We start from the raw sequence: 18,035 nt of genomic DNA on the forward strand, positions 1-18,035 counted from the left end.
AAATTGTTGATTGGATGAGTATTCATTTTTCTTTATAAAGCACTCTTGTTTTTCAAAGAAATGATTGGTTGACGACTTTTTTTGAACCCTTTAAAAAGTAAATGTAAAAGATTAAATCATGAGTTTTAGCAAGGGATTTTTATTTAAATTTTATTGAATATATCCCAAATTACAACTCCAGCACTTACAGAAATATTTAAGGAGTGTTTGCTTCCATATTGAGGAATTTCAATTACATCATCGCTTTCTGAAACCACATCTTGTTGCACGCCTTTTACTTCATTTCCAAAGATAACCGCATATTTTTGATTGGGTTGTGGGATAAAGTCATTTAGTAGAATTGCATTTTCTGCTTGTTCTATCGAAAGGATTTTTATGTTTTCTAATTTTAAATCTTCAACTAATTTCAATGTGTCTTCATGGTGTTCCCAATCCACTGTTTCTGTTGCTCCCAGAGCCGTTTTTTGAATATCTTTATGAGGTGGAGTTGCAGTAATACCACAGAGGTATATTTTTTCGATTAAAAAAGCATCTGCAGTTCTAAAAACAGATCCGATATTATTCAAACTCCTGATATTATCTAAAATAATAAGTAATGGTGTTTTTATAGATGCTTTAAATTCTGCTATTGTTTTGCGATCGAGTTCGCTATTTTTTAATTTTCTATTATTTTTCATTGCTGCAAAAATATCATTTATTCACAGAAGAGAAAAAGAACGAGGAGAAGTGTTTTGTATCCAATGGGAGAAATTTGAACCACTGTAACATCAAAAATTGATCAAATATACAATTAGCTTCATCGAATATAAATTGATGATTCTCTATTTGATAGTTTGCTATTTATCTTTAGGGTGTTCAAATAAGATATTTGTAATGAAAACGACTTTTATTTTTAAAGATCACGAGAATGACTAATTGTAGATTGGTTTTTAGAGCATTATTTCTTGTAAATATAGTTATCATGCTTTGTCAATGTAAAGAAAATGATACTAAAGCTAATACCAAAGAAAATAATGACCTCGAAACTTCTGAAAAAGACATAAATATTCCTTCTAAAAAGACATGGATGGGGAGGTATCATCTTGATTTGGAAGATATACCTCATATGGGGGAAGCTAATAGTGTTTATTTGACTTTTGATGTCAATGAAACCAGGTCTAGTCTAACGGTTCGAGTCAATGATGAAAAACCAGTTAAGTACTTTGGCGAAATAATAAAAAAAACTAATGATACTCTAGTTTTACAAGTTGTTGAAGACGGAGAAGATATTGATTATTATATCTGCCAATATGAGCCAGGTTATTATCAGGTTAGTGGTTCTGAGATTTATATGATAAACCCTCCTAATGATCAGTATGATTTGGTTAAAAGTAAAACATATAAGGATCAAGGAGATTTAGGTATTTCATTGTTGTATGAAGGATATGTAAATTCTGAAAATGGATTGAATATTAGAAATGAACCAAGTCTAAAAAGTGATAAAATAGGAACAATTCCATATGAAGCAAGTGTAAAAGTATTAAGAAGAACTAATAATTTTGAAAACCTAAACTTAGGCAATGGACGTATTGCCCATGGACAATGGGTTTATATTTCTTTCTTTTCTTCAATAACTAATAAAGAAGTTAAAGGCTATATCTATGATTATTTTATTAATTACAGTGTAGATAGCTCAATACTCTATGATTCTTTGGATCAGGCTAAAAAATCGTTTAGTTTGGATAAGCAATGTGTTATGGATAATGCTTCTAGTAATTTTATCTATAGTATGCAAGCGTTAGCGTATAATGAAGAGGATCGTCCGTCCAAAGTAAGAATAGAAATTCAAGGAATTACGGATGAGAATAGTATTTTTCAACGTTTGGATTATTTTCCTTCGCTTTGGTATTCTTATGGAGAAGTGTCTTGTGATGTTAGAAATTATTTTGAAGTCAGTAGTGATAATAGATCTATAGAGATTGGAGCGTATGGATATTTTATTATTTGGGATTTTAATATGGATGGTTTAGAAGATTTTGCAGTTTTACATGATGTGGGAGGAAGTGCAGGATCTATTTATGATTTTTTCTTGCAACAAGAAAATGGTACTTTCTTAAGAGAGGATTCATTTCCTTTTCAACTCTCTTTTTTTCCAACTTCTATTGATTTTGAAAATCAAACGATTACCGAAATGCATCCTATTGGTTGTTGTAAAATAAGTACCATAACCTATAAGAAAATAGCAAAGGATGAATGGGAATTAGTAACATCTACAGTTGAAGAATTATAGGGTGTATGCTTTTGCCAAAAAATCTAAAAACTAGAGATGAACCCTATTTATAATAGTTAGTATCAAATATAAAATCATTTTTTAATATTGGGTGAGTTGGTGTACTGTTTTGGGATACTTAAATAAAATAAACTAATGAAGAGAATAATAGTAGCAATGAGTTTTTTTATTGTACTTGGTGCAATAGCACAAGAGGATAAAATGTTTCACTCTTTAAAAAAGGCTTTGCGACATCCTAATAACGTGTATAGATTAGATTTATCGGGTAAAAACCTTAAGGATCTTCCTGTAACGATAGGGCAATTAACGAATCTAAAAACCCTTAGTCTCAAGGATAATCAATTAACAAGCCTTCCTTTAGAAATAGGACAATTAATCAATTTAGAAACTCTTAATATTAGAGGAAATCAATTAACGAGTCTTCCTGAAGAAATAGGGCAATTAACCCAATTAAAATCGCTTTATCTTTTAGAAAATGAATTAACAAGCCTTCCAGTAAATATAGAGAAGTTAGTTAATTTGAGAAACCTTCATCTTAAAGAAAATCGATTAACAAATTTTCCAATAGCAATATGTAAATTAACTCGTTTGGAAGTGCTCGATCTTGATGATAATCAACTGATAAATATTCCGGTAGAGATTAGCCAACTAATCAATTTAGAAACGCTTTACCTTAAAGGAAATCAATTAACAAATATCCCCGAAGATATAGGAGAGTTAACTAGTTTGAAAAGCTTTAATCTCAGGAAAAATCAATTAACTAATCTTCCTATGACGATAGGTAAGTTAATTCATTTAGAGTCACTTTACCTTAGTGAAAATCAATTAACAAGCCTTCCTTCAGAAATAGTGAATTTGGTTAATTTAGGTTTTCTTACTGTTACAGAAAATCAATTAACAAATCTTCCTGAAGGAGTAGGGCAATTAACGAATTTAGGTAGTCTTCATCTTAGAGGAAATCAATTGACTAATTTTCCTTATGAAATAGAGCAATTAACGAATTTGAAAGCACTTGATCTCAGCAAAAACCAATTAACGAGTATTTCTACAGGAATAGGGGAATTAACAGTTTTGAGACATCTTAATCTTAGAGGAAATCAACTAACAAGTCTTCCAGGAACAATAGGACGATTAGCTAATTTGAAAAGATTTTTTCTGGAAAATAACCAACTAATACGTCTTCCTAATTCTATAGAAAAGTTAACCAATTTGGAAAAGTTTTTACTTCAAGGAAATACGTTTTCAGAAGAAGAAAAAAGTAAAATTAAAAAGCTTGTTCATAAAGCAAACTTTAATTAATAGTAGTGTTTAAATCCATAAATCATTACGTATATAAAACCATACTCTACGAATATTGATAGGTGTTTTAATGAAATTAACCTTCACTTTACATTTGTCAAAAAATAGTAGAAATGAAACAATTCAAATTTTTAATACTCATAGCATTAGCATTAGTAAGTATAACAGTAAGTGCTCAGGAAAAAGAGAAGCCACGTCCAGAATTTAAAGAAATATATTTTGTGAATCGTTATAATGAAAGAGTTACAGAATTAAGAGTAGAGGACGAATTTATGTATATGGTGGTAGAAACAGCTAACGCCATAGGAGAAAAAGTCACACTAAGTTTGGATGAGGAAGATGGAGATTTTATTTATAAAGGAAAATATGTTTCTGCAAATGATGATATTAAGTTGAAAATCAGAAAAAATATCCAAAAAATAAAGTTTATAATCTATAACTCCGCTCTTAAAAAACATAGAAAACTTAAAGAAAAAGCAAACGCAAAGAAAAAGGAATAATTTTTTTCTGAGTATCAGATCGTAATTTGTTTTTTGACCAGACAAAGGAAGTGTAAGAAATTTAGCAATAAAAACCATATTATAAGTAGGGTAGGGATTTATTTTTTATTCAAAAACATACAAAAACTATTTGCTTAGAAAATTGTGAATAAAATTGAATAACTCATAATGTGGATATTTCAAAAAAAATAGAAGAATAGCTACTTTAGCGGTATTCATAAATACTATTCTTTTGGCAGCAAAAAACGATAAAAAAGTTACTCCGTTAATGAAGCAATATAATGCAATAAAGGCGAAATACCCTGATGCATTGTTACTGTTTAGAGTAGGAGATTTTTATGAAACTTTTGGTAAAGATGCGATCAAAGCCGCAGCGATTCTTAATATTGTTTTAACCAAAAGGGGTAATGGTAGTGAGCAGGAAACAGCATTAGCTGGGTTTCCTCACCACTCTTTAAACACTTATTTGCCTAAATTGGTAAAAGCTGGAGAACGCGTTGCTATTTGTGATCAATTAGAAGATCCTAAGCAAACCAAAACCATTGTTAAGCGTGGAGTGACCGAGTTAGTTACTCCGGGAGTTGCTCTTAATGATGAGGTGTTACAAAGTAAAACTAATAATTTTTTATGTGCATTACATTATGGTAAAAGAGAATTAGGAGTTGCTTTTTTAGATGTTTCTACTGGTGAATTTCTAACGGCGCAGGGTGATGCTTCTCATATGGATAAGTTAATGCAAAACTTTAGGCCAAGTGAGGTTTTGATTAGTAAACCAAAAAAGAAAGATTTTGAAGAGGATTTTGGAAACGATTTTCATACGTTTTTTTTAGAAGATTGGGTTTTCAAACCAGACTATGCAGATGAAACTTTAAATAACCATTTCGAAACCAAAACTCTAAAAGGCTTTGGTGTAGATCATTTACAAGAAGGTGTCATTGCAGCAGGGGTAATTCTTCATTATTTAGGTGAAACGCAACATCATAAATTACAGCACATAACGGCAATCCAGCGTATTGTAGAGGATCAATATATCTGGATGGATCGATTTACTATTCGTAATCTAGAATTGTATAATCCAAATGCGATCAATGCAGTAACCCTTCTAGATGTTATTGATAAGACGATTTCGCCAATGGGAGGACGTACACTAAAACGTTGGTTAGCGTTACCACTTAGTCAAATTACTGCAATTCAAAAGCGTCATGAGGTTGTTCAATTTTTTCTAGACAATTCAGCTTTACATCAAAAAATTCAGCATCAAATTAAGCAGATTGGTGATATTGAGCGATTGATTTCTAAAGTAGCTACCGGAAAAGTGAATCCGAGAGAGGTAATTCAACTTAAAAACTCTTTGGAAGCTATTGTTCCCATAAAATCTCAGGCGTCTCATAGTGAAAATGAAGCGCTAAAAATTATAGGAGATACACTTAATGATTGCGAATTGTTAAGGGATAAGATCAAAGAGACATTAAATGAAGAAGCTCCTGTAAATGTGTTGAAAGGAAATACTATTGCAGATGGATATTTGGATGAGCTAGATGAATTGAGGTCAATTGCTTACTCTGGAAAAGACTATCTGGATAAAATGTTGGAGCGCGAAACAGAAAGCACAGGGATTACATCTTTGAAAATCGCATCCAATAACGTCTTTGGGTATTATATAGAAGTAAGAAATACGCATAAGGATAAAGTACCCGAGAATTGGATACGTAAACAAACATTGGTAAACGCAGAGCGATATATCACAGAAGAACTTAAAGAATATGAAGCCAAAATTCTTGGGGCAGAAGAAAAGATTCTAGCGTTAGAACAGCAACTATTTGGTGAACTGGTCGTTTGGATGCATGAGTATATCAAACCAGTACAACTTAATGCAACTTTGATAGGTCAATTGGATTGTTTGTGCTCTTTTGCTCAATTGGCTCAGGAAAATCAATATGTAAGACCACTAATGGATGAATCTTATGATTTAGAAATTAAAAATGGGCGTCATCCGGTTATAGAAAAACAACTTCCTCCTGGAGAACAGTATATTGCAAATGACGTATTGCTAGATAGAGATCATCAACAGATCATCATGATCACAGGGCCAAATATGAGTGGTAAGTCTGCGATCTTAAGACAAACTGCTTTGATTGTATTGTTAGCACAGATGGGATGTTTTGTCCCAGCAGAAGAAGCTAGAATAGGAGTAGTAGATAAAATATTTACAAGAGTAGGAGCCAGTGACAATATCTCTATGGGAGAATCTACTTTTATGGTAGAAATGAATGAAACTGCAAGTATTCTTAATAATATATCAGATCGTAGTTTAGTATTATTAGATGAAATAGGTAGAGGGACCAGTACTTATGACGGAATTTCTATTGCATGGGCAATTAGTGAGTTTCTTCATGAATATCCAGCCAGACCAAAAACTTTGTTTGCTACACATTATCACGAATTGAATGAGATGTGTGAGACATTTGACCGTATTAAAAATTATAATGTATCCGTAAAGGAGCTTAAAGATAATGTACTTTTCTTACGTAAACTAGTTCCTGGGGGGAGTGAACATAGTTTTGGGATTCACGTAGCAAAAATGGCAGGAATGCCGCAGCAAGTGTTGCATAGAGCAAATAAGATGCTTAAAAAGCTTGAGAAATCCCACAGTAGTGAAGAATTAACAGATAAGATTAAAGGATTGCAGGAAGAAGATGAATTACAATTAAGTTTCTTTAATCTTGACGATCCATTATTAGAAGAAATTAAGGAAGAAATTCTGGATATTGACATAGATACGTTAACTCCGGTAGAAGCATTAATGAAACTTAATGAGATTAAACGTATGTTAACCAGGAAGAAAGCATCGCAAGTGTAAATTTTTTTATTCTTTTTTGCGAAAAGACTTTGGTATTACTAGAAATGTTTTAAATTTGCATCCGCAATAACGATTGCGAAGTTCTTAAAAAACTGCGAAAGTAGCTCAGGGGTAGAGCATCACCTTGCCAAGGTGAGGGTCGCGGGTTCAAATCCCGTCTTTCGCTCTGAGACAATATATACCATGCTGAAGTGGTGGAATTGGTAGACACGTTGGACTTAAAATCCAATGGCCTGTAAGGCCGTGCGGGTTCAAGTCCCGCCTTCAGTACTTAACCCTCTTAATCGTAAGATTTTGAGGGTTTTTTTATGTAAATATGTATAGGTTTTGTTTTAAGAATTCGAGTAAGAATCAAGATCCATAGTTTACTTTTTATTAATACTATAATTAGTTCAAATAAACAGAACTCTACATTTTTAATGCACTTTAGAAAAGATAATTTCAGATCAAGATTAATTTATAAAATTAGATAACTTATCACCTAACTTCAATTGTTAAGGTTATAATTTCTACTGTTCATCTTCTCCTTCAATTTATATTTAGTGGTGCCAAATTATAAATTGAAACTCTTTTCAGGCTATTCTTACCTAATTTCCCAATTCAAAACTCTAAAAACCAAATCTAGTGTCTTTTGATCGCTTATATCATCTATTCAGAAAAAAAACCAAATCCGTTTTAGCTTTTTTTCAAATGCTTGTCATTCGTGCAAATCTTAAGATCTTTATAAGAATAAGATTACTTCAACTCGTATGCGTGCTATTACCGGTAGCAATTTATTCATCAGGAGGTGACACATTAACTGTTAAAAATACGGGTAATGGTAGGATGTTGAAGAAAAATGAACCCATTTCTCAGTCATTTCATTTTCCTGAGATAGATAAAAAATTCCCTCTAAAAAAAAATATACATACGATAGCTGCAGGTCCCGAATTTACCTTTGATAATATACACAAAGAATTTCCTATGATGCCAGAGATTGTGAATGATGCAAGATCAGAAGCGGCTCAGGGGTTTAAAGAAATTGACAGTACAGGAAAGTGGATTTCATCATTTTCAAATGAAGATATTCAAGTCTTACCGGTAGGAATAAAACATAAGATTAACGAAGTAGAATACCAAATTGGTTTTATGAAAGCCGGTTTTACAAAAGATTATACAGAATTGTTGGTATTTGTTAAGGTTATTTTACCGCAAACAGACAAAGATGGATTACCAGTAGAGCTTTTTTTTGGAGCAAATAATGTAAAACTTTCTCATCAAGGAGGTATTATAGGTGGTGGAGATCTGGTTCTACTGGGGGATATGTTCATTCCATTTAGTGGAGGTAACTGGTTACTGATGCTTAAAGGAGGATTTGATTATGAAACAAGTGACATTGAAAACCGAACCTATGTTACGATTGATTGTGATGGGGTAAAGGAAATGCAGATTGAAGGTGAAGTGCAATTTTCTAGAAAAGTTGTATTACCACTGGATAAAGAAGGTAATTTAGACAAAAGACCAACTATCCCATATGAAGGAGCACTTAAAGAAACTATACAAATACCTAACAGGGTCAGAGGAGAATTTAAAGCAGTAGCTTCTGATTGGAATGATTTTGTGGTAGAAATTAGTATTACCCCTTTTGTAGTAGAAGGCCAGGAAGAATTATTTGCATTTTCTGCTAATAAAGCAGTCTTTGATTTTAGTACATTAAGAACCGAAAATGTTACTTTTCCACAAATATATCATGATAAAGGATGGTTGTTGCCTAATCCTGATACCTGGAGAGGAGTGTATATAGAATCTCTAGAGATTGGTCTTCCAAGAGCATTTAAAAGTAGAGAGAAAAAAGGACAAAAAAGAGTGTCTTTTGAGGCAGCTCACCTCATATTAGATAGTCATGGAGTTTCAGGATTCTTTTCAGTTAATAATTTAATCCCTCTTAATTCAGGAATAACATCAGAGTCTAATGCTTGGTCTTATTCTGTAGATAAAATGACTGTAGAGTTAGTGTCTAATCAATTGGTTGGAGCAGGATTCGAAGGTCAATTAGTACTTCCAATTTCAGATAAAGAAACCGAGGCAATTCAAAAGCAACAAGATAGTACACAAAACACCGAAATTGGGTTAAAATATAAAGGTCTTATTTCTGAAGAAGAGTTTATGATGTCTGTAGCTACTGCAAAAACTATAGATTTTGATGTATTTAGTGCTAAAGCACAGTTGCTTGAAGATTCGAGGATAGAATTAGCAGTAGTTGATGGAGAATTTAAGCCAAAAGCAGTTTTAAATGGAAGAATGGTGATTTCTGCAAGTCAGAAACAATCATTAATTGATGAAGGCAAAGAAATAGAAGGAACTGATGATGTGGTTCAATTTAAAGGTATTGAATTCTCAGGATTGGTTTTACAAACTGAAACCCCTTTGATATCGGTTGAATATTTTGGATACAAAGACACCGCAGAATTGGCAGGTTTTCCTGTTTCGATAGGTGATATTGCATTAAGAGCAAATGATGATGAGGTTCAGTTAGATTTTGATCTAAGTATCAATTTAATGGGGGAATCGGATAAAGGTTTTTCTTCTACTACTCGATTAGGAATTGCTGGTAAAAATGTGAAATCAGATGGAAAACAAAATTGGAAATACGATGGTATAAAATATTCAAAAATAGAGTTGGACGTAGATATGGGGCCTGTAGCATTCGAAGGATTTTTATCCATTAGAGATAAAGACTCTATCTATGGTAATGGGTTTACTGGAGATGTAAAAGCCAAATTTGCTGGTTTTGGACCGATTCAATCTACAGCTGTTTTTGGGAAGAAGGATTTCAGGTATTGGTATGTAGATGGCGCAGTGCATGGGTATACTATACCTTTTGGAGCATTCACAATGACTGGATTTGCCGGTGGCGCATTTTATAAAATGACTCGGGAGTCTAGTACCAAAAAGGTTTTTGCTCCATCTGGATTATCCTATATTCCTAATAAAAATACAAGCCTAGGTGTTAAAGCAATGACTTTTGGATATATGGGAGCTCCGGGTGCAGTTTCTTTTGGTGCAGGTTTTGAAATTGAATTTAATAAAAGAGGAGGCGTAAATCGATTAGGCTTTTATGGCGAGGCCCAAATTATGAAAAAATTTGATTTTGCTAACCCCTTGGTTGAATTACAACAAAAATTAGCCAATCTTGTCGATTATGAGGTTATCAACCAGATAGAGGATCATAAAGTAACAAAAACATTTTTTGATAGATCCACAGATGAATATAAATCAAATATAGAAGGTACTGCAAATATAAGTGGATTTATGGGCGTTGAGTTTGATTTTGCGAATAATGCTTTTCATGCAACTGCAGATATTTATATGGATGTAGCAGGGGGAGTATTGCGTGGACGAGGAAAAGGAGGAAGAGCGGGATGGGCAGAAATCTATATTGATAAAAATGATTGGTACGTGTATTTGGGTACACCCAAAGATCGTATGGGTATTAAAATGGGTATTGGTCCTTTATCCGCCGGTTTGGATGGATATTTTATGACGGGATCCAAAATACCAGGAAGTCCACCACCACCAGCTGTGGTAGCAGAAATTTTGGGAGTAGATGCTAATTCTCTAGACTATATGAGAGATGAAAATGCATTGGGTGAAGGTCGTGGTTTTGCCTTTGGTGCAGGTCTTAATTTTGATACTGGTAATATTCGATTTTTGATGTTTTATGCTCGCTTACGAGCAGGTATAGGTTTTGATTTAATGATGAAAAATTATGGAGATGCAAGGTGCTCAAATACAGGAAGAAAAGTAGGGATCAATGGTTGGTACACGAATGGACAAGCATATGCATATTTGCAAGGAGAACTCGGGATTAGAATTAAGCTGTTTTTTAAGAAAAAGAAAATTAGGATATTCAAAGGAGGTACTGCAGTTTTGATGCAAGCCAAATTGCCTAATCCTTTTTGGATGAGAGGATATATGTCTGGAGATTTTGATGTCTTAGGAGGATTGGTAAGTGGGCGTTTCAGGTTTAAAGTAACTATTGGTGAGAAGTGTGATTTTGAAGATGAGTCACCATTAGGCGGAATTAAAATGATTACAGACGTTTCTCCTGTAAAAGACGAGCAAGAGGTTGATGTATTTACAGCACCTCAAGCAACATTTGCTTTAAAAGTAAATCAACCCATCATAATCCCAGAGGATGATGGAGATAAAACATATAAAGTAATCCTGGAAAAATTTACACTTACCAATGAAGCGCAAGAAGAGATCAAAGGTAAATTAGATTGGGGGTCTGGTAGTGACCGCGTCACATTTATAGCCGAGGATATTTTGCCTCCAAAAACTAAATTAAAAGCAAAAGTACAGGTTAGTTTCCAAGAAAAAATAGGAGGAATTTTTAAAACTATCATGGATGATGGTAAAAAAGCTTTAGAAACAGAAGAAAGAAATTTTACCACCGGTACTGCGCCAGATCATATTCCTCTGCACAATATTCAGTATTCATACCCTGTAGTGAATCAAGAACACTTTTATAGTGGCGAATATGATAAAGCATATATAAAACTTAAGCAAGGTCAGGATTATCTTTTTGAAAATACACAATGGAAAAGTATGGTGAAATATATCGGTCAGAATGGTGATATCAAAAAAACTGAACCTAATTATAACAATGGCGATAATAAATTGTACTACAATATCCCAGGAACGAATAGAGATGAGGTATACAAAATGATCATCACCAGTTTTTCTAAATCCTCAAAAGACAAGGGTGTAGACCAAACTACAATAGAAAAGCAAGAATATGATGATGATAATATAGTTGAAATTGAGAGAAAATCTGCAGAAAACACTTCAATAGATGGAGAAATAGAAAGACTTACTTATAATTTTAAAACAAGTAGTTACAAAACTTTTGCAGATAAGATTAAAAGTATTGATATAAAAGAAGATAATTGGGGTAAAATTTCATCTGATGTGATTTATTTATCGTCCAAAATTAATACTCATGAAGGATTTGATCTGGTAGAGTTAAAAGGTACAGCTTATACAGAAAATAAGGCATTGATTAGTATAGAATCAGATCTTAAAGATGCCTATTTCAGAGAAGATATAGATCCTATACTGTATCAAAAATATCCAATAGGAGGTAAATATACTATTGATCGCAACCCTACAGTTTTGGGATTTAGACCAAAAAGAGCATTACCTATTTTGACGAATTATGTAACTAGTCTTGAGAATAAGGTGAATTTAACATGGAGAGCCACCAGATTCCCATTTCGTTATAATCTTCCGCAAGCCTATTACAATGATTATAAAAGTATAAGAGATAGAATAATTAATGACTATGCCAATGGGGTAATTAATAGCGAAGCTCCAGAATTAAGTATTATGGGAGAAGATTATAAGCTAATGCTTTTTGGTAAATATAGTGTAAAGCTACAATATAGTTTACCCGGAGGAATATTAGGATCTTCTGCAAATTATAAGTTTAAGAATCCACTTTCTTTAAGAAAATAAATAATACGTAACAAAAAATGCTTTTTCATCTAAATGATAAAATACACAATTTAAAAATCTTGTTTTGATGATAATTGAAAAAACTCGACATACAATATTACAAACGTGCTTATGGGTACTTGTCTATTTTGCTGTTTCATTTCAGGGTTTTTCCCAAAGAACAACCGAAGATCCGAGCATACAGGTAATAGCAAGAGTTCAAGGAAGTAAAATTCTTTTAAGATGGGCGCCTACTACACCTTCATCATGGCTAAAATCAAATAAATACGGATACCAAATTCAACGTTTTACTATATCACGCGATGGAAAATTAGTTTCTCCACCAGAAAAGAAAGTACTGACAACTACCCCAATAGTTCCAATGGGGCTCGAACGGTGGGAGTATATAGCCAGTGGTGATGATTATGCTGCAATATTAGCACAAGCTTTATTTGGAGAAGGTTTTGAAGTAGAAGATATGGAAGAAGAAGGTGCATTGGCACAAATTGTAAATAAATCAAGAGAAGTCGAGCAGCGATTTTCATTTGCGGTTTTTGCAGCAGATATGAATTTTGAAGCTGCAAAAATGGCTGCTTTAGGGTATGAAGACACTACTATCGTTCCTGGAGAAGAATATGTTTATAAAATAACTACAGCTATTCCCGAAGAATTGCTAAAAGTGATTCCAGGGTCAATAGTCATAAAATCTCAACAACCAGAACCTCTACCTGCTCCAATTGATCTTATCGCTGTACCTGATGATAAAATAGTTCTACTAACCTGGGATTATGGAATGTTTAAATCGATTTTCACTACCTATTATTTAGAAAGATCAGAAAATGGTAATGATTTTAAAAAGTTGGGAGACCTCCCTTTAGTCAACTTAAACGATAAACCTGATGCGGCTAAGCAACGGATGCAATATATAGATACCCTGTCCCAAAACAATAAAGAATATTATTATAGGGTGAAAGGTATTTCCCCTTTTGGAGAAGAGAGTTTGCCTTCAAAAGTCGTTTCAGCAAAAGGTATTAAAAAACTAACCGCCACACCTCATATTTTAAAATATACATTAGAGGATTCTGGAGCTGTACTGATAGAATGGGAGTTTTTAAAAGAAGCCGAAAATGAAATATTAGGATTTGAATTGAATTGGTCAATGCAGAAAAAAGGCCCTTATACAGTTGTGAGTAAGGGTCTTTTACCTAGTTCTCGAAAAACAAGATATCAGAAACTTGCGGCTTCAAATTACTTTACAATTACTGCAATAGGAAAAAATAATCAGAAAAAAGAATCACTATCGGCTTTTGTACAAACTATTGATGAAACTCCACCAGCAGCGCCTTTAGGCTTAACAGGAACCATAGATACATTAGGTATCGTGACTCTAAAATGGGATGCAAATACAGAAAAAGACATGCTAGGTTACCGTGTATTTAGAGGGAATTTAGCAAAGGAAGAGGTGTCACAAGTAACAATTTCTCCAATAAACAAGAATGTTTTTCGGGATACAGTACAGATTAAATCGTTAAACAAGAATGTTTTTTATCAAATAGTAGCAGTAGATCAGCGATTTAATATGTCTGAATATTCTGAAAAAATAGAACTGAAGAAACCAGATGTAGTGCCACCTTCTTCTCCAACATTTTCTAACTATAACGTAAGCGACGAAGGCGTATTTCTAGAATGGATCATGAGTACCAGTACTGATGTCAAATATCATCAGCTATATAGGCAAAATGTACAAGAACCAGATAAAGGATGGCATTTGTTATTTGAAACTGAGGCAGGAACAACTTTTACTGATAATACGATCGAATCAAATACAAAATATAGATATGCAATTTTTGCTGAAGATAATAGTAAGCTCAGGTCTGAGCCATCAACACCTATTACTATTGTGTATAAAAAAGCCACTCCTGATGAAAATTTAGTAAAAGGATTCACAGCAATAGCTGATAGAGAACATCAGAAAATAGATCTGAATTGGAGAAAAATGCCGTCAAAGGTAACCGAAATTTTAATCTATAAAGCTATTAAAGAAGAAAAACCTGTGTTATGGAAACAAATATCAGGATCAATGGATTCATTAGAAGATAGATCTGTATCTCCTAATACGATCTATGTGTATTATTTACAAGCAATGACTGATAGCGGAAGTCATTCTGTTATACAAACCAAAGAAATAGAATTTTAGATTATGAAAACTAATAGCAAAAATTTATTAACGTTTCTTTTTTTACTATTCTCATGTATACTCTTTGCACAGCAAACCAGTATTCAGATTACCAACTATAACTATACTGCAGATTTTGATGATGGTAGATGTGATGATGAAATAAGAATGACGGCTTACTTTAGAGGAGGAGGTTCTGAACGATTTATTAGATATAGAAATAGACCGGATGGTCCACGTGCTGATCGTGAGCTTATTGTAAATGGAGATGTAACTCATATAGATGTTTATATCTACGGTAAGGATCAGGTAAGTGGTGGTATTTTTGGAGATTTCTGTGCAGGAGGATCTTTTGGAGGAAGAGCTCGGGGAACATATCGTATAAATCTTCCAAATTATCCATGCAATCAAGGTTCATTTGATGAAAGACAAAGTGATAGTAATGTTTTTAATGGAAGTAACGAAGTACGACAACGACTTCGTTTCAATTACGAAGTTACTCCATTACCACGAGTGCAAAGAACATCGCCTTCAGATATTGTTGGGTATGAAGATGCTTTTCAGGTACAGGGAGATGGAGGTTTTAGAAATGATGCCTACAATTGGCAATATAGTTTTTTAAATGGAAGCACCCCGCTTGTTTGGCAGGAAGTTCCTGGCGCGTCATTTGATCCGTTATTGAATATTAGACTAGAAGATATATTCGATGAATCTGTTATAGGAAGAGATATATTGTTTAGAATTGCTGCATGCGATTATGATGGTCCAGAAGGGTATGAAGTAGTAAGCTACAGAATAAGAAAATCTGCTCCCAAAATCATTGATGTATCCACAACACCAGTAAGTTGTTTTGATGCAACAGATGGTGAAATAACAATAACATTTGATAGGCCACTTATAGGCGGAGATCTTTTTGGATTTAGTATATCTGATAGATCCGATCCTGATGGAGATGTTGTGGCAAACGCCAATAACATCACGACTTTGGATGTGGGAAATACCTTAACGATAAGGAATCTCCCACCTAGCAATACCGATTTTTTAATTGAGGCTATTGGTACATATGATGGTGAACCATATTATACAGGAGAAGCAAATCATTCTGCTGCCTTTATAATTGGTAGACCTGCACCGGTATCATTTGTTGAGGAACCAAGAGATAATGCAGTAAATGTATATTGTTTTGGAGGACAAGATGGAACCATTGAGATAAACGCAGCGGGTGGAGACGGGAATTATGAATATTTAATGAGAAAGGAAAATGAAACGTGGGATGAAAATGAATGGATGCCTTTTTCTTCAGGCAATACGCATACGATTCGAGATTTGTTTCCTGATACTTACTACCTTAAGATAAGAGATGGTAATGAATGTGTTGCCAAAGAACAAACATTGGTAGATGGAGAAATAGCATTAGGAGAAGAAATTATAGAACGAGTAAATATTACTCAACCAGATGCTCCTTTATTTATAACAACAGAAATTTTAAACCCTCCACAAGCATATGGTTTTGAAGATGGAAGAATTTTGGCGACGATTACAGGGGGTACACTAATTGATGGTGATTCTTATGAATTTGAATGGAGAGATGAAAATGACAATATAATTAATACTACTTCTGCTATCTATAATGCTGGTCAGGGATACTTAGTTACTTTACATAGTGTTGGAGGTGGACAATATACGATCACTGCAAGAGATGCTAATTATAGTGGAGCAACTAATAAAGAAGGGTGTACTATGGTCAGTGAATCAATTACGCTAATACAACCATTGCCCATAGAAATAAGTATAGAGGTATTCCCTATTTCCTGTAATGCAGCAAATACCTACAGCGATAATATAGATACTAATTTTGATGGAGTTGCTGATCAATTTCAGGACGGAGTATTGGTTGCCACAGTTACTGGTGGTGTGCCTTTTGATATTGAAAACCCAGATTATAGTGTACCTGTTCCTGCAAACAGTAATGGTGATCTAGTACCATATTTTTACGATTGGAAAATACAACAAGGTGATAGAAGTTGGATAGAAATTCCTATAAATAATAATCGCATTGACTTTTTGGATACTGCAACCAATTATTCTTTAAATGTGACCGATAAGAATGGTATTGTGCTGGGAAGTTATATCGCTATAATTGAAGCTGATGGTTCTCGTAGCTATAGTTTGGTACAAGCTGAAGACGTTGTAGAATACTTGCCACAACCTGAAGTACTAGCACTGGACTTTACAAAAACAGATGTTACTTGTGCTAATGGAGATGATGGAGCTTTGACGGTAACTGTAACAGGAGGTGTTGAACCTTATACTTATGAGTGGAGTAATGGTAATACTACTATGGCCATATCTGATCTTATTGCAGGGACTTATCTTGTTTTTATTACCGATGCCAAAGGTTGTCAGATAGAAGGTAATGTAGTGGTTGAACAATCTAATAATATAGAAATAGAACCTATATCTGTGGTTTCTCCTACATGCTTTGAGGGAAGTGACGGCCAAATCGGTATAAGTGTTAACGGGGGTGTACCTCCGTATACTTATTTATGGAACACAGGTTCTGTTTCGAGCGATATTCGAGGAATACCGGCAGGAACTTATAGAGTTGAAATAACAGATGCAAGTGGATGTAAGGCCTTTTACGAGGAAACACTAATTAATCCCGATCCAATAGTAGTAAATATTGAAGAAAAACGCTCTCTATGTGGAGAACAATCTTTAGCGCTTGATATTACGATTGATGATCCAGAGGCAATCTATTCTTGGACTAGTACAAATGGTTTTGCTAGTTCTGAGTCTAGTGTGACACTTACTGAAACAGGTACATATGTGGCTATGATAACAACAGGGCAAGGATGTGTAGGGATCGGCGAAGTTATAGTAGAATCTTTTGATAGACCAATAGACTCTAATTTCTACATTACTACACAAGCCTATTCTAATGAAGACGTAATTCTTATCAATGTGAGTAACCCTATCGGAGAGGTAGTAGAATGGAATATTCCAGAAGGAGTAGAAGTAGTTTCAAAAAGTGATGAAGAGTTAATCGTAAGGTTCGAAAAAGAAGGAGCCTATGATATTAATTTGGTGTCGTATCAAGGAGATTGTTACGAGAGTTTTGAGAAAACTATTTTGGTACAACCTGCAATCGAAGCCCCTCAATTAGACAATATTCCAAGAAATTTTATCGAAGAATTTATTTTATACCCAAACCCTAGCAAAGGAATTTTTAAAACAAAAATTAGCTTAAAAGAAGCTTCAAATATCACGTTAAAAATCATAGATCTGGTATCAGGTGCAACTATAAATAAGCGTGAAGAAAAAAATAGTCAAGAGCTTTTACTAGAGTACTCTCTTTCTATATCTTCAGGAGTATATTTAATGCTATTAGAAACACCAAATGGATCAGAAACTCGCAAATTAATAGTAGAGTAAGTAGCTGTTAATAATACT

Annotated in this window: 8 protein-coding genes and 2 tRNA genes; 9 read left to right on the forward strand and 1 reads right to left on the reverse strand. The window is 33.7% G+C overall.

Going from position 1 to position 18,035, the window contains the following annotated elements; all coding sequences use genetic code 11:
* Positions 1 to 143: 143 nt before the first annotated feature.
* Complete coding sequence (locus PQF96_RS16325) at positions 144 to 677, reverse strand: RNA methyltransferase (RefSeq protein ID WP_271767403.1); 534 nt, start codon at positions 675 to 677, stop codon at positions 144 to 146.
* Between the two features lie 230 nt (positions 678 to 907).
* On the opposite strand from PQF96_RS16325, the gene PQF96_RS16330 reads away from it, so the two are divergent.
* From PQF96_RS16330 to PQF96_RS16370, 9 genes are all read left to right on the forward strand, one after another.
* A complete protein-coding gene (locus PQF96_RS16330; RefSeq protein ID WP_271767405.1) occupies positions 908 to 2,269 on the forward strand; it encodes an XAC2610-related protein in 1,362 nt (453 codons plus the stop codon).
* 135 nt (positions 2,270 to 2,404) lie between these two features.
* Entirely contained in the window at positions 2,405 to 3,568 is a 1,164-nt protein-coding gene (locus PQF96_RS16335; RefSeq protein ID WP_271767406.1) for a leucine-rich repeat domain-containing protein, read from the forward strand.
* 113 nt (positions 3,569 to 3,681) lie between these two features.
* Complete coding sequence (locus PQF96_RS16340; RefSeq protein WP_271767407.1) at positions 3,682 to 4,068, forward strand: hypothetical protein; 387 nt, start codon at positions 3,682 to 3,684, stop codon at positions 4,066 to 4,068.
* 268 nt (positions 4,069 to 4,336) lie between these two features.
* Complete coding sequence (gene mutS, locus PQF96_RS16345; protein WP_109435906.1) at positions 4,337 to 6,928, forward strand: DNA mismatch repair protein MutS; 2,592 nt, start codon at positions 4,337 to 4,339, stop codon at positions 6,926 to 6,928.
* Between the two features lie 94 nt (positions 6,929 to 7,022).
* Positions 7,023 to 7,094 (forward strand) — tRNA-Gly (locus PQF96_RS16350).
* Positions 7,095 to 7,113: 19 nt separating this feature from the next.
* A tRNA-Leu gene (locus PQF96_RS16355) sits at positions 7,114 to 7,198 on the forward strand.
* Between the two features lie 483 nt (positions 7,199 to 7,681).
* Complete coding sequence (locus tag PQF96_RS16360) at positions 7,682 to 12,427, forward strand: hypothetical protein (RefSeq protein WP_271767408.1); 4,746 nt, start codon at positions 7,682 to 7,684, stop codon at positions 12,425 to 12,427.
* 67 nt (positions 12,428 to 12,494) lie between these two features.
* A complete protein-coding gene (locus PQF96_RS16365) occupies positions 12,495 to 14,603 on the forward strand; it encodes a fibronectin type III domain-containing protein (protein WP_271767409.1) in 2,109 nt (702 codons plus the stop codon).
* Between the two features lie 3 nt (positions 14,604 to 14,606).
* Entirely contained in the window at positions 14,607 to 18,017 is a 3,411-nt protein-coding gene (locus tag PQF96_RS16370; protein ID WP_271767411.1) for a T9SS type A sorting domain-containing protein, read from the forward strand.
* The last annotated feature ends 18 nt before the right edge of the window (positions 18,018 to 18,035 follow it).

Origin of the sequence: Aquimarina algiphila (genome assembly GCF_947494415.1) — a bacterium.
Lineage (GTDB): Bacteria > Bacteroidota > Bacteroidia > Flavobacteriales > Flavobacteriaceae > Aquimarina > Aquimarina algiphila.